We start from the raw sequence: 19895 nt of genomic DNA on the forward strand, positions 1-19895 counted from the left end.
CGATGGAATACGTCCGCGAGTTTGCTCCTGCGCCGCCGATGTCGGGTATAATCGCTTGCGGCGTCTATACGGCTGGGCGGCGCATCGCCGACATTCCGATCGAGGAAGCCGGCGAATGGGCCGGGAAGCCGGGCCACGTGGTCTGGATCGGACTGCTGGAGCCCGACCGCAATTTGTTGCTGCGCGTCCAGGCGCAATTCCATCTGCATGAGCTGGCGATCGAGGACGCCGAGCATCCGCACCAGCGACCGAAGATCGAGCAATATGGTGATGCCCTGTTCATCGTTGCCCGCACGGCGCAGCTGATCGACAGCCGCGTCACCTTCGGCGAGACGCATCTGTTCGTCGGCGCGGGCTACATTGTCAGCGTCAGGCATGGCCCGTCGACCTCCTACGCGGCCGTTCGCCAGCATTGGGAAAGCTGCCCGCATTCGCTTGCCAAGGGCGAGGATTTCGTCCTCTACGCCATTCTCGATTTCATCGTCGACAACTATATGCCGGTGCTTGAGCAGATCGAAAACGAGGTCGAGGCGATCGAGGACAAGGTTCTGCTGAAACCGATGACCGGCTCGGATATCGAACGGCTTTATATGCTGCGCCGCGATCTCTTGCGCCTGCGTAATGCGGCCCTGCCGCTGGTGGAGGTCTGCCGGCGGCTCACCAGCGCCGATCTGCCGCAAATCCACACAGCCATGCACCCGCTGTTTCGCGACGTCACCGACCACATCCGCACTGTCCAGGAAAAGATCGACAGCCTGCGTGAGGTTCTCGCCTTCGCCTTCGAGGCGAGCCTTCTGGTCGGTCAAAGCCAGGAGACGGCGATCTCCAAGAAGCTTGCCTCATGGGCCGCAATCTTGGCCGTGCCGACGGCATTCGCCGGCATTTACGGCATGAATTTCAGCGACATGCCGGAACTGAGGATGGAATATGGCTACCCGGCCGTCCTGGCGGCAATTGCCCTGATCTGCACGTTTCTTTACTGGCGGTTTCGCAAGAATGGGTGGCTTTGAAGCGAGGGCAGTAGGGCAGGAGGGCAGTAGGGCAGTAGGGCAGTAGGGCAGTAGGGCAGTAGGGCAGCAGGGCAGTAGGGCAGTAGGGCAGTAGGGCAGTAGGGCAGTAGGCTATCGCTTCGGGAGCGCGCTTCTCTACAATTCACCTACTGCCGTACTGCCTTACTCCCCTATTCCCCTAACTATCTGCTCCGCCGCCGCTCCGATGCCGGCTGGAACGCCACGCGGGCGTGGTACTTGCAGTAGGGGCCGGTTTCGGCGGCGTCGTTGCCGCAGAAATGGAAGTCTTCCGAAAGCGGATCGCCGTTCGGCCATTTGCAAGTGCGCTCGTTGAGTTCGACAAGTTGCAGATGCCGCGAGATCGGCACGACGACGTTCTCGACCGGGCGGATATAGTGGCGCGCCACCGGTTCGGCATCGAACTGCGCCTTGAGCGCGGTCGCACCGATCGACATCGAGGTGGTGGCATGGCGCGTGGCGCTTGCTGCCCGGGACACCGATTTCTGGATCGTCGATCCCTGCACCGTCTTCTTCTGGCGTGCCGGTGAGGCGGTCGTGCGTCCGCGACCGGACAGTTTCAGCCGGTGCACTTTGCCGATGACCGCATTGCGGCTGACCCCGCCAAGCTGTGCGGCGATCTGGCTGGCGCTGAGGCCCTCCGACCACAATTTTCTGAGAAGTTCGACTCGCTCGTCAGTCCAGTTCATGAGACCGCGCTCCTGCTGAAACGTGCGGCAATCGGAATCCATTCCCGACCCGGCTTCTGCCGGGCAGACACCACATATATCGGGTGATTAGGTCCGCCGCACGAAATCTAGTTATTTCTCTACTACAATTACCTTATGCGCTGACTCGGTGACAAGAGTCCCAAGGCCAACACGAATCGGTTTTTTCGGTTTTCCCCAACTTGCCCGGTCGCTTATGAGCCGGCGTTATGCTGGGGGGCTTGCCGCGCGACCTTGCGCGACCTTTTCGTTGACTTCACGGCCGAAAAACACGATAAGCCACAAGGGCCGCCGCTTTGGCGGCTTTTTGATTTTTCCGGTTCCGGAGACGCATATAATGAGCGGTTCGGCGCTTTTCGAGACCTTTGTTCGCGCACCCCTGGCTTTCGACCACGGTGAAGGCACCTGGCTGGTCACCGACAAGGGCGAGCGATATCTCGATTTCGCCGGCGGCATCGCCGTGAATTCGTTGGGCTACAGCCATCCGCATCTGGTCGCGGCCCTCACCGAGCAGGCCGCCAAGCTCTGGCACGTCTCCAATCTGTACGAGATTCCTGGACAGAGCCGGCTCGGCGAGCGGCTGGCCGACGCAAGCTTCGCCGACAAGGTGTTCTTCACCAATTCCGGCGCAGAGGCGCTCGAATGCGCCATCAAGACGGCGCGGCGCTACCACTTCGTCAAGGGCCATCCCGAGCGCTACCGCACAATCACCTTCGAAGGCGCCTTCCACGGCCGCACCCTGGCGACCATCGCCGCCGGCGGCCAGTACAAGTATCTGGAAGGTTTCGGCCCCAAGGTCGACGGCTTCGACCAGGTCGGCTTCGACGATGTGGATGCCGCCGAGAAGGCGATCACGCCTGAAACCGCGGCGATCCTGATCGAGCCGGTGCAAGGGGAGGGCGGCATCAGGCAAGTGCCGACGCAATCGCTGAAGCGGCTCAGGCAGCTCTGCGATCAGCACGGACTGCTCCTGATTTTCGACGAGGTCCAATGCGGCGTCGGCCGCACCGGAAAGCTGTTCGCGCATGAGTGGGCGGGTGTCACACCCGACCTCATGGCGGTGGCCAAAGGCATCGGCGGCGGCTTTCCGATGGGTGCCTGCCTCGCCACCGACGAGGCAGCGGTCGGCATGACCGCCGGCGTGCACGGCACCACCTTCGGCGGCAATCCGCTGGCAATGGCGGTCGGCAACGCCGTGCTCGACGTGGTGCTGGAAGACGGCTTTCTCGAAGACGTCCGGCGCAAGGCACTGCTGTTGAAGCAGGGGCTCGCTGGCGTCGCCGACGAATTTCCGGATGTTATCGAAAGCATCAGGGGCACCGGCCTGATGCTCGGGCTTAAATGCGCGATGCCCAACACCAAGGTCACGGTGGCACTGCGTGACCAGCATCTCTTGACGGTTCCGGCCGGCGACAACGTTATCCGCCTGCTACCGCCTCTCACCGTCACCGACGCCGAGATCCACGAAGCGCTCGAGCGCATTCGTGCCGGCGCCAAGAGCCTGGCAGATGCCATCGTCGCTGCCGCTGCGAAGTAATCCTGGAATTTCTGATGTCCCTTCGCCATTTCACCGATCTTTCCGCCGTTTCCGAAGGCGATCTGCGCTTCATGCTCGACGACGCAGCGGTGCGAAAGGCAAGGCTCAAGGCCGGCGAACGCAGCAAGCCGCTCGAAGGCAAGGTGCTGGCGATGATCTTCGACAAGCCGTCGACGCGCACGCGCGTGTCGTTCGACGTCGGTATGCGGCAGTTGGGTGGCGAGACGATCATGCTGACCGGCACCGAGATGCAGCTTGGCCGCTCGGAGACCATTGCCGACACGGCCAAGGTGCTGTCGCGCTATGTCGATGCCATCATGATCCGCACCACCTCGCATGACCGGCTGCTGGAACTGACGGAAAACGCTACGGTCCCCGTCATCAACGGGCTGACCGACGAGACCCATCCCTGCCAGCTGATGGCCGACATCATGACCTTCGAAGAGCACCGCGGTCCGGTGGCCGGTAAAACGATCGCCTGGACCGGCGACGGCAACAACGTGCTGCATTCGCTGCTGGAGGCATCCGCGCGGTTCCATTTCAAGCTGAACGTCGCCGTGCCCGAGGGCAGCGAACCGGCCCAGAAGCATGTCGACTGGTCGAAAGCCAATGGCGGCAAGCTGAAATTCAGCCGTTCGCCCGAGGAGGCCGTTCACGAGGCCGACTGCATCGTCACCGACTGCTGGGTGTCGATGGGCCAGGAGCACCGTGCCCGCGGCCACAATGTCTTCCTGCCCTATCAGGTCAATGCGGCACTGATGGCGAAAGCCAAGCCGGACGCGCTGTTCATGCACTGTCTACCGGCGCATCGCGGTGAGGAGGTTACCGACGAGGTCATCGACGGTCCGCATTCGGTGGTGTTCGATGAGGCCGAGAACCGGCTCCATGCCCAGAAGGCGGTCTTGGCCTGGTGCCTGGGCGCTTGATACGAGCCGCGGTGATCCGGGCCGGCCTGATCTGCGCCGCCTTGATCTGGGCCGCCTTGATCCGGGAGTTGGTGGTGCCTATCTCAGGCGCATCACGCAAATCGAGCGCGTCTCGTCGCATGCGCCCCGGAGGGCGGCATCGCCGCGCCCCGGAGCTTTGTCATGTTGGAAACTCATCAATTGGCTGAACATAAACCCAAGCTCGGCGAATTCGGCTACGCCGGCGACGACCATGTCGTGCCGTTCGAGGTCGGCCCGCTCGACGTGCGCGGTCGCACCGTCCAGCTCGGGCCGATGCTCGATGCTATTCTCAGCCGCCACGACTATCCCGAGCCGGTCGCCCGGCTCCTGGCTGAAGCCTGTGTGTTGACGGTATTGCTCGGAACTTCGCTGAAGTTCGAGGGCAAGTTCATTCTGCAGACCCGCACCGACGGGCCGGTCGACATGCTGGTCGCGGATTTCTCCACGCCGCACGCGCTGCGCGCTTATGCCCGCTTCGATGCCGACCGGCTGCAGGCTTTGACTTCTGCCGGCGAGACGTCACCGCAGACGCTGCTCGGCAGCGGCGTCCTGGCGCTGACCATCGACCAGGGCGCTCACACACAACGCTACCAGGGCATCGTCCAGCTCGACGGCGTCACACTGGAAGATGCCGCACGCACTTATTTCCGCCAGTCGGAGCAGATTCCGACCGACCTCCGGCTTTCGGTTGCCAAGCTTCTGACGCCCGGCGTCGGCGGTGCCCGCGAGCAATGGCGGGCCGGTGGCCTGCTGGCACAATTCCTGCCGCAGTCGGCGGAGCGCATGCGCGTACCCGACCTTCCCGGTGGCGACGGCGATCCGCGTGAGGAAATCCACGACCCGACCGACAATTCCTGGCAGGAGCTGCTGGCGCTGGTTGGTACTATTGAACCGACCGAGCTGATCGATCCGACGATCGGCGCCGAACGGCTGCTTTACCGGCTTTTCCACGAGCATGGCGTCCGCGTGTTCGGCGGGGTGCCGGTCGCCGACCAGTGCTCATGCTCGAGGGAGAAGATCCACGGCATCCTCGAAGGCTTTTCCGCCGAGGAGATCAGGGACAGCACCGAGGATGGCAGCATTCACGTCGCCTGCGAATTCTGCTCGAAGCAATATGACTTCGACCCGGCGGAGTTTGCAGCGGCCGGATGACGGCCGTCAATTGACGGTGCGCCGCATTCCCGGCAAGTCGAGCGAGAAGGCGGGGATGGCGACGTCGAACGTCTCGCCCCGCTTGTTGCGCATGGTGTAGTGCCCGACCATGATGCCGGACGGCGTCGAGAGCGGGCATCCAGACGTATACTGATAGCTGTCGCCGGGGTTGAGTCCGGGTTGCTCGCCGACGACCCCGGGGCCGCGCACTTCCTCGACCTTGCCGGTGCCGTCGGTAATGTGCCAGTAGCGCGACAGAAGCTGCACGAACTCATCCGACTGATTGTCGATGGTCACCTGATATCCCCAGACATAGCGGTTTTGCGGCGGGTCGGAGTGATCCTCCAGATAGAACGGCCTGACCTGCACTTCGATGTTGCGGGTGACGGCGCTGTACATAAACTGCTCCAAAGCAATGTAGATGGAACTTCGACGCTCAGCGCAGTTTGATCAACGATGCGCGTCATCTCCTTGCCCGACTCGAGCGCAGGTGCCGAAAAACAATGTCATTTAAGTGACACATGACAATGATGGTGTGCAGGCTTGTGCCGGGCGACTCAGCGTTCTGTCGAATTGTTGAAAACGGCCGTCATGCGGCCGGCACTTCTGGAGTGACCAGATCTCGATGGAACCGACATTCGCAGCCGCCCTCCTTTCCATAGCCCTCCTTCTTTCAAATCTCGCCAGCATCCTGTTAGCTTCGCTGAAGCTGAAGCGACCAGGCAGGATCGCACCGCCCGCGGCCAACGCGCCGCCGGTATCGATCGTCATCCCGGCGCGCGGCGTCGAGCCGTTTGCCGAAGAGACGCTGGAGCGCGCCTTCTCACTCGACTGGCCGCGCTACGAACTCATCTTCTGCGTTGCCCATGCCGACGACCCGGTGGTCAAGCCGATCACCGCCGCAATGGCGCGCTTTCCAGCTATTCGCGCCCGTCTTCTAGTCGGTGACGACCGCATCAGCGGCAATCCAAAACTCAACAATTGCGTGAAGGGTTGGGAAGCGGCGCATTATAGCTGGGTCATCCTTGCCGATTCCAACGTGCTTATGCCGAGCGACTACGTCCAGCACCTGATGGCGGCGTGGCGGCACGACACCGGCCTCGTCTGCTCGACGCCGATCGGCTCGCGGCCGGACGGCTTCTGGGGGGAGGTCGAATGCGCCTTTCTCAACACGCTGCAGGCACGCTGGCAGTACGCCGGAGAGGCGCTCGGCCTCGGCTTCGCGCAGGGCAAGAGCATGTTGTGGAATAAGCCGATGCTCGACGCCAATGGCGGCATCTGCGCGCTTGCTGCCGAGATCGCCGAAGACGCCGCCGCGACCAAGCTGGTCAACGGGTTCGGACTGCGGGTCAATCTTGTCGCCTCGCCCTTCGAACAGCCGCTCGGCCGGCGCACGTTTGGCGAGATCTGGTCGCGGCAGGCGCGCTGGGCGCGGCTGCGCCGCGTCACCTTCGCGCTGTTCTTCGCCCCCGAGATCCTGATCGGCGCAGCGCCGCCGCTGGTGCTTGCGCTGATCGCGGCGGCTGACGCCGGCGTCAGCCTGCCGGCAACCGCCATCGCCGTGCTGGTCGCGGCCTACCTGCCGGAATGCGCCTTGGCCTCGGCCAAGGGATGGCACCTGTCGCTGCGCACCATCCTGGCGATGATGGCGCGAGACCTGATGCTTCCCGCCATTTGGGCGCGCGGATGGCTGAGCGGCGCCGTCGACTGGCGCGGCAATGTGATGACTATCCAGACCAAGCCCGTCGCGGAGCTGGAAGAGACCCCGTCCGGCGCCTGATCGGCGCGTCCCCGCTCGCCTCTATTCGGCCAGCCCTTATCCGGCAACTCTCAGTGCCTGCTCGATGTCTTCGAGCAGGTCGTCGGCGTCCTCAAGGCCAACTGACAGCCTGAGCGTTCCCGGTCCGATGCCGAGCTCGGCGCGGGCCTCATCGGTCAAGTTCTTGTGCGTCGTCGTCGCCGGATGGGTGATCAGGCTCTTGGCGTCGCCGAGATTGTTGGAAATCAGCACGACGTCGAGTGCGTTCTGGAAGGCAAAGGCCGCCTGCTTGCCGCCCTTCACATCGAGGCAAATCAGCGTCGAGCCACCCGACATCTGCTTCTTGACCACCGCCGCTTGCGGGTGGTCGGCACGGCCAGGATAGATGACACGGGCGATTTGCGGGCGCTCGGCGAGGAAATCCGCGATGCGGCCGGCACTTTCCGTTTGCTGGCGTACGCGTAGCGGCAGCGTCTCCAGGCCTTTCAGCAGCGTCCAGGCATTGAAGGGCGAGAGGCTTGGGCCGGTGTGGCGGAAATAGTCATGCAGGTTCTCGTCGATCCATTTCTTGTCCGACAGAACGATGCCGCCAAGACAGCGCCCCTGGCCGTCAATATGCTTCGTGGCCGAATAGACGACGATGTGGGCGCCGAGCTGCAGGGGTTTCTGCTGCAAGGGCGTAGCGAAGACATTGTCGACGATCAGCCTGGCGCCGATCGAATTGGCAAGTGCCGCGACGGCGGCGATGTCGATCACCTCCAGCGTCGGATTGGTCGGGCTTTCCAGAAAGAACAGTTTGGTGTTCGGCTTGACCGCCTTTTCCCAATTGGCGATGTCGGTGCCGTCGACCAGCGTTGCCTCAATGCCGTATTTCGGCGCCAGCGTCTCGACCACCCAGCGGCAGGAGCCGAACAGCGCGCGCGCCGCGACGATATGGTCGCCCGCCTTGGCGCTGCACAGCAGTGCTGCCGTCACCGCCGCCATGCCGGATGCCGTGGCGCGCGCGTCCTCGGCTCCTTCCAGCGCGCACATGCGTTTCTCAAACATGTCGACCGTCGGATTGGCATAGCGCGAATAGATGAAGCCCGGCTCCTCGCCCTTGAAGCGGGCCTCCGCCGCTTGCGCCGTCTCGTAGACATAGCCTTGGGTGAGATACATCGCCTCGGAGGTCTCGCCGAAGCCGGAACGCAGCGTCCCGGCATGCACGAGTGCGGTCTGAGGCTTCCAGTCGCGCTTCTTGGTCATCATTCCATCCAAACACCAAAATTGGTCCAAACAACAAAAAACCGGTCGCGAAAGTCGCAACCGGTCCATATGGCCTTGCGGCCCGACGGTCCTTTAGCGACTTGTTTAACGTGGCTGCAAGCCGACCGGCCAAATCACCACGGGATAACGAGCTTTAGACCCGCGCCACGCTTGCGTCAATTGCCGGCATGATTAAGAGGGTTGTACCAAGCAGGTGCCAAAGGCGTCCACGGTCGGACCTGCGACAGAACAAGACCTCGCCCGGCGTTCGAACGGAGCCAGACCCTTGCGGCAGACAGGCATTCTTCCCGATCAGGATATTTCCGCGCTGTTCCAGACGGGCGCGCTGAAATCGCCGCGCACGCTCGATTCCGATCAGATCCAGCCGGCCAGCCTTGACCTCAGGCTCGGCGACAAGGCCTGGCGGGTGCGTGCTTCCTTCTTGCCCGGCCCGGACTACAGGGTTGTCAACAAGCTCGACCGGCTGAAGCTGCACGAGATCAACCTCGCCGAAGGTGCCGTGCTGGAAACCGGCTGCGTCTACATCGTGCCGCTGCTCGAAAGCCTGGCGCTGCCCGCGCATATTTCCGCCTCGGCCAACCCGAAAAGCTCGACCGGACGGCTCGATATCTTCACCCGGGTAATGACCGACCGTGGCCACGAGTTCGACAAGATCGCCGCAGGCTATGAAGGTCCGCTCTATCTGGAGGTCAGCCCGCGCACTTTCCCGATCGTCGTGCGCACCGGCTCGCGGCTGTCACAGATCAGGTTCCGCACCGGCAATGCGCTCTTGTCAGAAAGCGAGCTGCACGAGTTGCACCGCGCCGAGATGCTGGTCGCCACCGAACCACCCAACATCTCAGGCGGCGGCATCGCGCTGTCGATCGACCTCGACGGCGACAAGGATGGGCTTGTCGGCTATCGCGGCAAGCACCACACCGGCCTGGTCGACGTCGACAAGCGCGCCGCGCAGGATGTCGTCGATTTCTGGGAGCCGCTCTACAAGAGCGGTGCCGGCGAGCTGGTGCTCGATCCGGACGAATTCTATATTCTGGTGTCGCGCGAGGCGGTGCATGTGCCGCCAGTCTACGCCGCCGAAATGACGCCTTTCGACCCGCTGGTCGGCGAGTTCCGCGTCCATTATGCCGGTTTCTTCGACCCGGGTTTCGGCCATTCGGCGTCGGGCGGCACCGGCAGCCGGGCGGTGCTCGAGGTGCGCAGCCACGAAGTGCCGTTCATCCTCGATCACGGCCAGATCGTCGGACGGTTGGTCTACGAGCACATGCTGAAACGGCCGCAGGCGCTCTACGGCACAGATCTAGGCTCGAACTATCAGGCGCAGGGCCTGAAACTGTCCAAGCATTTCCGCGTCGCCCGCTGATCTTGTTCGCAGGCCATCAGCCGCGAAACAGATATTCTTTCGCGGCGCCAAGGCAGCCATGAAACTGACCGACAAAGAGCAGTTCTCGCACTGCCAATCGCTTCTTCCCCCAAAAACCTCTGGTTTGCTTCTCGTCGTCAAGTGAGGCGCTTGAGCTGGACTGCAAGGGGAACAACTGCTTGCCGAGACATCCCAGCACATGGGCTCTGGCGGAGTCGATACCGCAGGCTCTGCCATTGTCGTTCAGTCTGTCAGCGCGGAGTGCGGACGTCATGCGATCCGCGTTGCGCATCAGAAAGCTCACTTGCGATTTCGAATAGCCGGTGGCCAGAAGCCGGTCAGTCATCGACATTCGGGCTTCGCGATAGGATCTTGCGCTGCATTGTCCGGCGCTGTAAGCCGCTGGGGAGAAATAGGCGAGGAACAGGACTAAACTTACGAACACAGTGCCAATCCGCAGGCCGTTCATTTCTCGCCCCTGAATTATGTCACCAGTTTACAACGCCTTCACCGCCACCTTCACCGGCTGCTCGATTTCAAGCGGGTTGCGCAGAGGCAGGCCGAAATCCTGCGCCTCGATTTCGAATACGTCACCGGCCTCGGTCCTGATGCCGTCGGCGAAGGACAGCGTCGCCGTGCCGAACATGTGTACATGCACGTCACCCGGCTGGCGGAAGGCCGAGTATTTGAAGTGATGATGCTCGAGATTGCCAATGGTGTGCGACATGTTCGCCTCGCCCGACAGGAACGGCTTTTCCCAAAGCAGCTTGCCGTCGCGTAGGATGCGTGAAGCGCCGCGGATGTCGGACGGCAGGTCGCCGATCAGGATCTCCGGGCCGAACGAAGCGTTGCGCAGCTTGGAATGGGCGAGGAAGAGATAGTTCACACGCTCGGTGACGTGGTCGGAAAACTCGTTCGACAGGGTGAAGCCGACACGGAACGGGGCGCCGTCGTCGCCGATCACATAGATCCCGGCGATTTCCGGCTCCTCGCCGGCATCCTGGGCGAAGGCCGGCGACATAAGCGCCGCACCGGGCGCCACCGCCATGGTGCCGTTGCCCTTGTAGAACCATTCCGGCTGCACGCCGGTCTGGCCCTTCGCCGGCTTGCCGCCCTCAAGCCCCATGCGGAACATCTTCATGGAATCGGTCAGCTGTTCCTCGCCGTCCGTGCTGAGCTTCTTGTGCATGGAATCGCGGGTCGCGGCGGAGCCGAGATGCGTCAGCCCGGTACCGGTGAGATGGAGATGCGCCGGATCGGGATGGTTGATCGGCGACAGCAGCCGGCCCTTCTTGTAGGCTGCGTCGAGATCGACGGTTTCGCCGAAGCCCTTGCGCTCGATCAGGGCGACAAGCCCGCTGCCGGTACGCGCGGCTTCCATCGCCAGCGAATAGACGCTGCGGGCGCCGTTGATGACGCGGGTCTTGCCGCCGCTGCGGGCAACGACGCGGATCGTCTCGGCGTCGTCGAGGATTTGTGAGATCAGCATGGTAACCCTCTCTGAATTGTGGGCTTGGCGTGCCTTTCTTGGCAAACCCTGCCCTGCGCGGCCCGGACCCTGTCCGCGCCTCGGTTGAAATTCTTCGTCCGGATTGCGCTCGCGGATCAGGTCCCTCGGGGGACTTCTTTGCGCCGCCCGGCAGCGCCGCGATGTGACCCGTATGCCTCCTGGTTGCCTCTCAAGCCTTGTTCTTGTTGTAGACGTCGAAGACGACGGCGCCGAGCAGCACCAGGCCTTTGACCACCTGCTGCCAATCGACATTGACGCCCATGATCGACATGCCGTTGTTCATGACGCCCATGATGAAGCCGCCGACCACCGCGCCGATGACCTGGCCGACGCCGCCCATCGCCGAAGCGCCACCGATGAACACCGCGGCGATGACGTCGAGCTCGCTGCCGAGGCCGGCCGCCGGCACAGCCTGCCCCAGGCGCGCTGCGATAATCAGGCCGCCGAGTGCCGACAGCACGCCCATATTGATGAACACCATCAACGTCAGCCGTTCGGTCTTGATGCCCGATAGCTGGGCTGCCTTGACATTGCCGCCCATCGCATAGATGCGACGGCCGATCGTCATGCGTTTGGTAACGAAGACGAACAACGCGATCAGCACGCCCATCACCATGAGAACGATGGGGAGGCCCCTATAGGTGGCGAATTGGTAGACGAGAAACAGCGCCAGCGCGCTGATCACCAGGGTCTTGACGACGAACAGCGAGAAGGGCTCGGCTTCGTAGCCATGTTTCTCGCGGGTGCGCCGTGCCCTGAGCCCGAAATAGGCATAGGCGAGCACGGCGACGAGGCCGATCACGATCGTCGTCAGGTGCAGCGTCAGGCCGCTGCCGACAATGGTTTTGCCGGCGGCGTTCACGGTTGGCGGTATCAGCGTCAATGGGCCGATCAGGTCCGGAATGAAGCCGGAACTGAGCGCCTTGAAGCCGACGGGAAGCGGCCCTACGGAAGACCCGCCACCCAGCAGCGCCTGGCAGATGCCGCGGAAGATCAGCATGCCCGCCAGCGTGACGATAAAGCTCGGTATTCGGTGATAGGCAATCCAGTAGCCTTGTGCCGCGCCGATCGCACCACCGACGATCAGGCAGATGATCGACACCACCAGCGGATTGCTCAATGGGCCAAGCGGCCAGATGACCATCATCATCGCCGCCAGTGCGCCGATGAAGCCGGCGACGGAGCCGACGCTGAGATCGATGTGACCCGAAACGATCACCAGAAGCATGCCCAGCGCCATCACGATGATGAAGCTGTTCTGCTGCACGAGATTGCTGAGGTTCACCGGCTTGAACAGCGTTCCGGACGTGGTGAACTGGAAGAACACCATGATTGCGATCAACGCCAGCACCAACCCGTATTCGCGCAGGTTGGTGACCAGCGCCGAGACGGCAATGCGAGGTCCCTGTTGTAGATCCTGGGCAACGCCGGTCTGCGGCCCGGGAGCGCTTTCGGTGCTCATGATGCTTTTCCTTCTCCGCGGACGATGGCGCGCATTATCTTTTCCTGGCTGGCGTCGCTTGCCGCCATTTCGCCGACGATGCGTCCTTCGTTCATGACGTAGATGCGGTCGGTGATGCCGAGCAGTTCGGGCATTTCCGACGAGATGACGATGATTGCCTTACCCTCGGAGGCGAGACGCGCGATGATCGTATAGATTTCATACTTGGCGCCGACGTCGATACCGCGTGTCGGCTCGTCGAGGATCAGCACTTCCGGATTGGCGAACAGCCATTTCGACAGCACCACCTTCTGCTGATTGCCGCCAGAAAGGTTGCCGGTCATCTGGTAGACGCTCGAGGCGCGGATATTGGTCCTGCCGCGATAATCGTTGGCGACCGAAAGCTCGCGCAAATCGTCGATCACGCCGTGGCGCGACACGCCGGGCAGGTTGGCCAGCGTGATGTTGTGCTTGATGTGGTCGATCAAGTTGAGACCGTAGGTCTTGCGGTCCTCGGTAACGTAGGCAATGCCGTGTTCCACCGCCTTGCTCACCGAAGAGACGTCGATCGGCTTGCCGTTGAGGAACACCTCGCCGGTGATGCGACGGCCATAGGACCGGCCGAACAGGCTCATGGCAAACTCGGTCCGGCCGGCGCCCATGAGCCCGGCAATGCCGACCACTTCGCCCTTGCGGGCGTTGAGGTTGATACCCTTGATGACCTGCCGCTCGGCATGGATGGGGTGGTAGACCGACCAGTTTTTCACTTCGAGAACGGTCTCGCCGATCTTCGGCTCGCGCGGCGGATAGCGGTCGTCGAGCGAACGGCCGACCATCGAGGTAATGATGCGGTCCTCCGAGATGTCCTTCTTGGCCAGCGTCTCGATGGTCCGCCCGTCACGGATGATGGTGACCTTGTCGGCGACCCGGTTCACCTCGTTGAGCTTGTGCGAGATCAGGATCGAAGTGATGCCTTGCCGCTTGAATTCGAGCAGCAGATCGAGCAGCGCCTGGCTGTCCTTTTCGGACAGGCTCGCGGTCGGCTCGTCGAGAATGAGCAACTTCACTTCCTTGCTGAGCGCCTTGGCGATCTCGACCAGCTGCTGCTTGCCGACGCCGATATTGGTGATCAGCGTGTTGGGGTCCTCCTTGAGGCCGACCTTCTTGAGCAGGGCGCTGGTGCGCGCCTCATTGGCATTCCAGTCGATGACGCCGTATCTGGCGTGCTCGTTGCCGAGAAAGATGTTTTCGGCGATCGACAGCATCGGCACCAGCGCAAGCTCCTGGTGGATGATGACGATGCCCTTGCGCTCGCTGTCATGGATGCCTTTGAAATGGCACTCATCGCCGCGATAGATGATCTGGCCGTCATAGGTGCCGGACGGATACACACCCGACAGCACCTTCATCAGCGTCGACTTGCCGGCGCCGTTCTCGCCGACCACGGCATGGATCTCGCCTTCCTCGACCATGAGCTTGACGTTCGACAGCGCCTTGACGCCGGGAAACGTCTTGGTGATGTCGCGCATCTCCAAAATCGTCGATGCCATTGAGAATACCACTCCTGCGAGGTCCGCAAACAATACCGGGCTGGCTCGCCAACGAAAAGGGGCCCTGCCTGCGCAGGACCCCAGGCTTTGTAACCGCGATTACTTCAGTTCTTCGGCCTTGATGTAGCCGGAGTCGACCACCAGGGCCTGGTAGTTCGACTTGTCGACGTCATGCGGCGTCAACAGGATCGAGGGAACGACCTTGACGTCGTTGTTGTAGGTCGTGGTGTCGAGGCCTTCCGGCTTGCCGCCCGAGAGCACCTTATCGACGAGTTCGACCGTCGCCTTGGCGAGTTCGCGGGTGTCCTTGAACACCGTCGAATACTGTTCGCCGGCGATGATCGCCTTGACCGAAGCGGTCTCGGCGTCCTGTCCGGTGACGATCGGCCATGGCTGATCGGCGGTGCCGTAGCCTACGGCGCGCAGCGAAGCGATGATGCCGCGCGACAGGCCGTCATAGGGCGAGAGCACGCCATCGACGCGGCTGCCGTCCGAGTAGTTGGCGGAGAGCAGATTGTCCATACGGGCCTGGGCGGTTGCCGCCAGCCAGCGCAGCGTGCCGACCTTGTCCATGCCCATCTGGCCGGACTTCACGACGAGGGTCTTGTCGTCGATTAGCGGCTGAAGAACCGACATGGCGCCGTTATAGAAGAAGAACGCATTGTTGTCGTCCGGCGAACCGCCGAACAGCTCGATGTTGAACGGGCCCTTCTTCTCGGGATAACCGAGACCCTTGAGCAGCGATTTGGCCTGGATGACGCCGACGCCGAAATTGTCGAAGGTGGTGTAGTAGTCGACATTTGGCGTCTTCTTGATCAGGCGGTCGTAAGCGACGACGACAACGCCGGCGTCATTCGCCTTCTGCAACGCATCGCCCATCGTGGTGCCGTCGATCGAAGCGATGATCAGCGCCTTCGGGCCCTTGGTGATTTCGTTTTCCAGCTGGCTGAGCTGGTTCGGAATGTCGTCCTGCGCGTACTGCAGGTCGACAGTGTAGCCCAGAGCCTCGAGCTGGGACTTGACGGCGTCGCCGTCGTTGATCCAGCGCTGCGAGGTCTTGGTGGGCATCAGCACGCCGATCAGGCCTTCGCCCGCCTGCGCCGGCAGCGTCATGGCCGCGATGCCTAGGGCCGCGACGGCGGCCAGTGTCTTGACAATCTTCACATTAACTCTCCCTGGTTGATGGACGCGTACCCTTGGGTTTCGTGGGCCGCGCAATCGTGCAGGAGCGCCAAACGCGCCGCTGCCGTCAATCGATCTCCGGTATCCTCCCAATCGGCCCCGAGACTCTGGTTTCAATCGATACGAGTTTTCCCTCGTCACCGACCGTCAAGCCTCAGGACGCGCGAAGGGTGTGTCGCTTTGCCATAACTGTCAAATGCGATCTTTGATGGTTGCTATATCGAGACTGATATGGCTTAGGCTAGTGACGACGCTGCCGGATCCAGCCAGGGCGCCGGGCGTAAGAGTAGGGAAGAATCATGGCGGCGCTGCGAAATCCTGACGGAATATCAGCCAGTTACGATGAAATTCCGGGTGATGGCGGAACCTTGCTGCGCAGCGGCTTGAGCCTGCGTCACATGCGCATGATCGCAGCCCTCGACGAGCACGGCCGGGTGAGCGCCGCGGCCCAGGTCATGAACATCTCGCAGCCGGCGGCCTCGCGCATGATCGCCGAGATGGAGGCCGTGCTCGACGTCAAGCTCTGCGAAAGGCTGCCGCGCGGCGTCACGCTGACACCCTATGGCAAGGCGTTGGCACGGCGCGCGCGATCGATCCTGCTCGAGATGCGCGAGGTCGATCGCGAGATTTTCGAGCTCAAGGCGGGCAAAGGCGGCTCGGTGTTCCTGGGCGCGGTGACAGCACCGGCGATCGAGCTGGCGGTGCCGGCGATCCGCGAGATCCGGCGCCTTTATCCGCGCATCGAAATCACCATGCAGGTCGAGACATCGAACGTCCTGGCGCGCGAGCTGATCGCCTCGCGCCACGATTTCATCATCGCCCGCATCCCCGACGACCTCAATCCGCGGCTGTTCGAAGCGCGCGTCATCGGCGTCGAGAAAGCCTGCCTGATCGTGCGCCGCGGCCACCCGCTGACCAAGGGCAAGGCGGTGCGGCTGGAAGACACCGCCGCCTATGACTGGGTTTTCCAGTCGGGCGGCTCGCCGCTGCGCCAGGCGATGGAAAGCAACTTTTTGAACCGCAACATCGCGCTGCCGGACCGCATCCTCAACACCAGCTCGCTGCTATTGACTCTGGTCATGGTCGCGCAATCCGACGCCATCGCGCCGGTGTCGATCCAGGTCGCGAAGTTCATCCAGAACCCCGAGGGCCTGGCCGGCGCTATCGATGTCGTCCACACTGAATTCGACATCGAGGTCAGGCCGTACAGCCTGATCACGGTGAAGAACCGCGCGCTGTCACCGGCAGCCAAGATGCTGCACGATTTTATTTTGCGAGAGGTGGGCTGAGGGTTGGAGCGGGTAGCGGGCGCATCCCGTGGCCGGCCAGACGACCAGACAGGCCCGCCAGCAGCGGCGCCGATGCACGTCGGCCACTACTGCCTGATGCTCAAAAAAAGCCCGCCAGCAGAAGCCAGCGGGCCAAGGGTAGACTTTCCGGTTGGGGTCATTCGAGGCCCCGCCGACCCTCAATGTGAGATATTCCACGAACTGGCACATCGGCCAAACAGATGAAAGACGGCCAGCCGGGCTGTAAAACTGCCTATAAATCCGCTGGTTTTCAGCTTGGCCAGAACAAGTGCAATGCACCGGGGGCAAAAGCTGGAGCGGGTAGCGGGAATCGAACCCGCGCGTTCAGCTTGGGAAGCTGACAAGCTACCATTACATCATACCCGCGCTGGTTCCTCCGATATCATGGCCCGGCGCCGATGCGCAATCCGGTTTGAGGGCTCGGCTTGATGCAGGGCTATCAACTGCGTATTTCTAGGCATGTGCCCGAATCGCGGCACCCGACTGTGGAGACAGGCTTGTCCGCACTGAACCGCTTTCTCGGCGATACGCCGCTCCGGGTGATCCTGAAGCTGCTTGTGGTGTCGTTCCTCGTCGGGCTGGTCATGAATGCCTTCGGCTGGTCGCCGATGGATGTGCTTTACGGCATTCGCAAATTCTTCATCGACCTGTGGAATTTGGGCTTCCACGCCATCGACCGTTTCCTCGGCTACATCCTGCTCGGTGCCGCGATCGTCGTGCCGGCCTTCATCCTGCTCAGGATCGCTAACTACCGGAAATGAATTTTCAGGCGTAGCCCGCCGCCACCTCGAACAGGATGGCGTGCCGTGCAGCAAGTGCTGCGACATCCGTCGAATAGCCTCCGCCGATAACGCCGCATACCGGTATGCCAAGCGTGCGGAAATGGCGGATCACCATATCGTCGCGGGCACGCAGCCCGTCATCCGTGAGCGACAACCTGCCGAGCCGGTCCTCGACATGGACATCGACGCCGGCATTGTAGAAGACGAGGTCCCAGCGCCTTCGCGCCGACAACTCCGGCAGGATGGCGTCCAGCCGCTCCAGATAGGCTGAATCGCCGGCGCCGTCGGGCAGGGCGACATCGAGATCGGAGGCGATCTTGAGCGCGGGGTAGTTGCGGTCGCCATGCATGGAGAAGGTAAACACGCGCGGCTCGTCGTTGAGGATATCCGCCGTGCCGTCGCCCTGATGCACGTCGAGGTCGACGACCAGGATGTTTTGGACAGCAGCTTCGGCGAGCAGCACCAGCGCGGCAACGGCTACGTCGTTGAAGGTGCAGAAGCCGGCGCCTTGCGCGCGCCGCGCGTGATGGCTGCCGCCGGCGGTGTTGCAGGCGATGCCGTTCAGCAACGCCAGCCGCGCTGCCAGCACCGTGCCGGCCGTTGCGAGCTGCGCCCTCAGCGAAACCCGCGGTCCCACGGGAAAGCCGATCTCGCGCTCGATCGCCACCGGCACTTCGCAGGCAAGCACCTGGTCGACATAGTCGACCGCGTGGGCAAGCTTCAGCCATGATGGCCGCGCCGCCTCCGGCATGTTGAGCGCTTCGGGCTGCGCCAGGCCGCGTGCCCGCAAGGCATCCATCAGCAGCGGATATTTGCTCATCGGGAAGCGGTGGTTGACGGCGAAGCCGGCGTCGTAGTCGGGATGATGAACGATCTGCAAGGGCATGGGACGGGCGGTGCGCCAGAGGCGGGTTTCGGTTGACCATAGCGGGGTGGATGGTTGCGCGAGGTCCGCAAACTGGGGCACATCGGCTAGCCGATCAAGCCGCAACAGGAAGCAACACGCGTTTGGAGCAGGCTTTACCCACCGAAGTCCACGCCACCGAAGCCAGGGCCTTCGTCGTCACCAACCGCTCGGTGCTCGCCATCGCCGTGCCGATGACGCTTGCCTATCTGACGACGCCGTTGCTCGGAATTGTCGACACGGCGGTGATTGGGCAGTTCGGCGACGCCGCCCTTCTCGGCGGCCTGGCGGCCGGCGCCCTGATCTTCGACGTCGTTTTCACCACCTTCAACTTCCTGCGCTCCGGCACCACCGGCCTCGTCGCCCAGGCCTTCGGGCGCGGCGATGCGCTGGAGGAGCAGGCGGTGTTCTGGCGCGCCGTGCTGATCGCGGTCGTCGCCGGCGTCGTGCTTGCCGCGCTTGCGCCGCTGGTCTCCACCGCCGGGCAATGGTTCATAGGCGCCGAACCGCGCGTCAGCGCGGCGATGGACGTCTATATCCGCATCAGGATGCTCGCCGCACCGTTCTCCCTGATCAATTACGCCATCCTCGGTTACGTGCTTGGGCGCGGCGAGGGCGGGCTCGGGCTGATGCTGCAATTGATACTGAACGGCATCAACATCGCCCTCTGCTTCCTGCTTGGCCTGGAGTTCGGCTGGGGCGTCGCCGGCGTCGCCTGGGCGACGCTCACCGGCGAATTCGTCGCCATGCTGCTGGGTCTCGCCATCGTCGGCCGGCGCTTCTGGGCGGCACCCAGGCTGCCGCGCCACCGCGTCCTCGATCTGCCGGCATTCCTGCGCATGATGTCGCTCAACCGCGATATCATGATCCGCTCCTTTTCGCTGCTCGCCGCCTTCGCGCTGTTCACGCGCCAGGGCGCGCAGTTCGGCACGCTGACGCTGGCCGCCAACGCCGTGCTGATGAACCTGTTCCTGGTTGCCGGCTATTTCATCGACGGTTTCGCCACTGCCGCCGAGCAGCTCGCCGGCCGCGCCATCGGAGCGCGCGCCGCCACCGCCTTTAACCAGGCGGTGCGGCTGACGCTGCTTTGGGGACTCGGTCTGGCCGGCGCGGCGACACTCTTCTTCCTGCTGGAGGGCACGGATCTGATCGCCCTGATCACGACCGCGACGGACGTCCGCGCCATTGCCGACATCTACCTGCCCTGGGCGGCGTTCACCGCGCTCAGCGGCGTGCTGGCTTTCCAGATGGACGGTGTCTTCATCGGCGCAACATGGTCGCGCGACATGCGCAACATGATGCTGTTGTCATTCCTGGCGTTCAGCGCCGCGCTGCTGATCCTGGCGCCGGCCTTCGGTAATCACGGCTTGTGGGCGGCGTTGCATGTCTTCCTGCTGGTACGCGGCTTCAGCCTGCTCGCCATATTGCGGCTGCGGGTGCGCGCGGTCTTTGGCTGATCG

18 protein-coding genes, 1 tRNA gene and 1 riboswitch are annotated in these 19895 nt (G+C 62.9%); of the genes, 9 read left to right on the forward strand and 10 right to left on the reverse strand.

Annotated elements, in window-relative coordinates; all coding sequences use genetic code 11:
- The first annotated feature begins 2 nt into the window (after positions 1 to 2).
- Positions 3 to 1010 (forward strand): magnesium and cobalt transport protein CorA, encoded by a 1008-nt coding sequence (locus X773_RS56990; protein WP_023677347.1) that lies wholly within the window; start codon positions 3 to 5, stop codon positions 1008 to 1010.
- A 182-nt stretch (positions 1011 to 1192) separates the two neighbouring features.
- Here X773_RS56990 and X773_RS56995 read toward each other — a convergent pair whose 3' ends face one another.
- Positions 1193 to 1717: a GcrA family cell cycle regulator gene (locus tag X773_RS56995; RefSeq protein WP_023677348.1), complete on the reverse strand. Its 525-nt coding sequence runs from the start codon at positions 1715 to 1717 to the stop codon at positions 1193 to 1195.
- A gap of 355 nt (positions 1718 to 2072) precedes the next feature.
- Here X773_RS56995 and X773_RS57000 point away from each other — a divergent pair, with 355 nt between their 5' ends.
- The 3 genes from X773_RS57000 to X773_RS57010 all read left to right on the forward strand — a co-directional run bounded on the left by X773_RS57000 (position 2073) and on the right by X773_RS57010 (position 5371).
- Positions 2073 to 3272, forward strand: a complete 1200-nt coding sequence (locus X773_RS57000) for an aspartate aminotransferase family protein (RefSeq protein ID WP_023677349.1) — start codon at positions 2073 to 2075, stop codon at positions 3270 to 3272.
- 14 nt (positions 3273 to 3286) lie between these two features.
- Positions 3287 to 4198, forward strand: coding sequence for an ornithine carbamoyltransferase (gene argF / locus X773_RS57005; RefSeq protein ID WP_031211966.1), 912 nt, complete (start codon positions 3287 to 3289; stop codon positions 4196 to 4198).
- A 162-nt stretch (positions 4199 to 4360) separates the two neighbouring features.
- Positions 4361 to 5371 (forward strand): Hsp33 family molecular chaperone, encoded by a 1011-nt coding sequence (locus tag X773_RS57010; RefSeq protein ID WP_023677351.1) that lies wholly within the window; start codon positions 4361 to 4363, stop codon positions 5369 to 5371.
- A gap of 6 nt (positions 5372 to 5377) precedes the next feature.
- On the opposite strand, the gene apaG is transcribed toward X773_RS57010, so the two are convergent.
- The gene (apaG, locus tag X773_RS57015; protein WP_023677352.1) at positions 5378 to 5770 is read right to left on the reverse strand and encodes a Co2+/Mg2+ efflux protein ApaG; all 393 of its coding nucleotides are present in this window, start codon (positions 5768 to 5770) and stop codon (positions 5378 to 5380) included.
- 226 nt (positions 5771 to 5996) lie between these two features.
- Between apaG and X773_RS57020 the strand changes: the two genes are divergently transcribed.
- Positions 5997 to 7151, forward strand: a complete 1155-nt coding sequence (locus X773_RS57020; RefSeq protein WP_023677353.1) for a glycosyltransferase — start codon at positions 5997 to 5999, stop codon at positions 7149 to 7151.
- A gap of 36 nt (positions 7152 to 7187) precedes the next feature.
- Here X773_RS57020 and X773_RS57025 read toward each other — a convergent pair whose 3' ends face one another.
- A complete protein-coding gene (locus tag X773_RS57025) occupies positions 7188 to 8378 on the reverse strand; it encodes an O-succinylhomoserine sulfhydrylase (protein ID WP_031211967.1) in 1191 nt (396 codons plus the stop codon).
- A gap of 70 nt (positions 8379 to 8448) precedes the next feature.
- A riboswitch (SAM riboswitch) is annotated at positions 8449 to 8526 on the reverse strand.
- Positions 8527 to 8661: 135 nt separating this feature from the next.
- Here X773_RS57025 and X773_RS57030 point away from each other — a divergent pair.
- Positions 8662 to 9756, forward strand: coding sequence for a 2'-deoxycytidine 5'-triphosphate deaminase (locus X773_RS57030; protein ID WP_023677355.1), 1095 nt, complete (start codon positions 8662 to 8664; stop codon positions 9754 to 9756).
- A 16-nt stretch (positions 9757 to 9772) separates the two neighbouring features.
- Here the strand turns inward: X773_RS57030 and X773_RS57035 are convergent, their stop codons facing one another.
- The 5 genes from X773_RS57035 to chvE form a co-directional block, all read right to left on the reverse strand.
- On the reverse strand, positions 9773 to 10225 hold the full coding sequence (locus X773_RS57035; protein WP_023677356.1) for a hypothetical protein: 453 nt from the start codon (positions 10223 to 10225) through the stop codon (positions 9773 to 9775).
- A 27-nt stretch (positions 10226 to 10252) separates the two neighbouring features.
- Positions 10253 to 11245, reverse strand: a complete 993-nt coding sequence (gene araD1 / locus X773_RS57040) for an AraD1 family protein (RefSeq protein WP_023677357.1) — start codon at positions 11243 to 11245, stop codon at positions 10253 to 10255.
- Between the two features lie 190 nt (positions 11246 to 11435).
- Positions 11436 to 12728 carry a multiple monosaccharide ABC transporter permease gene (gene mmsB, locus X773_RS57045; protein ID WP_023677358.1) on the reverse strand — a complete coding sequence of 431 codons (1293 nt, stop codon included), beginning with the start codon at positions 12726 to 12728 and terminating at the stop codon, positions 11436 to 11438.
- On the reverse strand, positions 12725 to 14257 hold the full coding sequence (gene mmsA, locus X773_RS57050; RefSeq protein WP_023677359.1) for a multiple monosaccharide ABC transporter ATP-binding protein: 1533 nt from the start codon (positions 14255 to 14257) through the stop codon (positions 12725 to 12727). Before mmsA ends, mmsB begins: the two co-directional genes overlap by 4 nt.
- A gap of 99 nt (positions 14258 to 14356) precedes the next feature.
- On the reverse strand, positions 14357 to 15421 hold the full coding sequence (gene chvE, locus X773_RS57055) for a multiple monosaccharide ABC transporter substrate-binding protein (RefSeq protein WP_023677360.1): 1065 nt from the start codon (positions 15419 to 15421) through the stop codon (positions 14357 to 14359).
- Between the two features lie 317 nt (positions 15422 to 15738).
- Between chvE and X773_RS57060 the strand changes: the two genes are divergently transcribed.
- The gene (locus tag X773_RS57060) at positions 15739 to 16728 is read left to right on the forward strand and encodes a LysR family transcriptional regulator (protein WP_023677361.1); all 990 of its coding nucleotides are present in this window, start codon (positions 15739 to 15741) and stop codon (positions 16726 to 16728) included.
- 313 nt (positions 16729 to 17041) lie between these two features.
- Here the strand turns inward: X773_RS57060 and X773_RS57065 are convergent.
- Positions 17042 to 17115, reverse strand: a tRNA-Gly gene (locus X773_RS57065).
- Positions 17116 to 17246: 131 nt separating this feature from the next.
- Between X773_RS57065 and X773_RS57070 the strand changes: the two genes are divergently transcribed.
- Entirely contained in the window at positions 17247 to 17510 is a 264-nt protein-coding gene (locus X773_RS57070; protein ID WP_023677362.1) for a DUF6460 domain-containing protein, read from the forward strand.
- 4 nt (positions 17511 to 17514) lie between these two features.
- Here the strand turns inward: X773_RS57070 and X773_RS57075 are convergent, their stop codons facing one another.
- Positions 17515 to 18417, reverse strand: coding sequence for a histone deacetylase (locus X773_RS57075; RefSeq protein ID WP_023677363.1), 903 nt, complete (start codon positions 18415 to 18417; stop codon positions 17515 to 17517).
- A 50-nt stretch (positions 18418 to 18467) separates the two neighbouring features.
- Here X773_RS57075 and X773_RS57080 point away from each other — a divergent pair, with 50 nt between their 5' ends.
- Positions 18468 to 19892: an MATE family efflux transporter gene (locus X773_RS57080; protein ID WP_031211968.1), complete on the forward strand. Its 1425-nt coding sequence runs from the start codon at positions 18468 to 18470 to the stop codon at positions 19890 to 19892.
- Positions 19893 to 19895 lie beyond the last annotated feature (3 nt).

This window comes from Mesorhizobium sp. LSJC280B00 (assembly GCF_000502835.1).
GTDB lineage: Bacteria > Pseudomonadota > Alphaproteobacteria > Rhizobiales > Rhizobiaceae > Mesorhizobium.

Coding starts and splice junctions, on each gene's coding strand:
- argF (WP_031211966.1), top strand. CDS start 3,287: ATGTCCCTTCGCCATTTCACCGATCTTTCCGCCGTTTCCGAAGGCGAT.
- mmsA (WP_023677359.1), bottom strand. CDS start 14,257: ATGGCATCGACGATTTTGGAGATGCGCGACATCACCAAGACGTTTCCC.
- X773_RS57080 (WP_031211968.1), top strand. CDS start 18,468: ATGGTTGCGCGAGGTCCGCAAACTGGGGCACATCGGCTAGCCGATCAA.
- X773_RS57035 (WP_023677356.1), bottom strand. CDS start 10,225: ATGAACGGCCTGCGGATTGGCACTGTGTTCGTAAGTTTAGTCCTGTTC.
- X773_RS57025 (WP_031211967.1), bottom strand. CDS start 8,378: ATGATGACCAAGAAGCGCGACTGGAAGCCTCAGACCGCACTCGTGCAT.
- apaG (WP_023677352.1), bottom strand. CDS start 5,770: ATGTACAGCGCCGTCACCCGCAACATCGAAGTGCAGGTCAGGCCGTTC.
- X773_RS56995 (WP_023677348.1), bottom strand. CDS start 1,717: ATGAACTGGACTGACGAGCGAGTCGAACTTCTCAGAAAATTGTGGTCG.
- X773_RS56990 (WP_023677347.1), top strand. CDS start 3: ATGGAATACGTCCGCGAGTTTGCTCCTGCGCCGCCGATGTCGGGTATA.
- X773_RS57060 (WP_023677361.1), top strand. CDS start 15,739: ATGGCGGCGCTGCGAAATCCTGACGGAATATCAGCCAGTTACGATGAA.
- araD1 (WP_023677357.1), bottom strand. CDS start 11,245: ATGCTGATCTCACAAATCCTCGACGACGCCGAGACGATCCGCGTCGTT.
- X773_RS57075 (WP_023677363.1), bottom strand. CDS start 18,417: ATGCCCTTGCAGATCGTTCATCATCCCGACTACGACGCCGGCTTCGCC.
- X773_RS57020 (WP_023677353.1), top strand. CDS start 5,997: ATGGAACCGACATTCGCAGCCGCCCTCCTTTCCATAGCCCTCCTTCTT.
- mmsB (WP_023677358.1), bottom strand. CDS start 12,728: ATGAGCACCGAAAGCGCTCCCGGGCCGCAGACCGGCGTTGCCCAGGAT.
- X773_RS57010 (WP_023677351.1), top strand. CDS start 4,361: ATGTTGGAAACTCATCAATTGGCTGAACATAAACCCAAGCTCGGCGAA.
- X773_RS57000 (WP_023677349.1), top strand. CDS start 2,073: ATGAGCGGTTCGGCGCTTTTCGAGACCTTTGTTCGCGCACCCCTGGCT.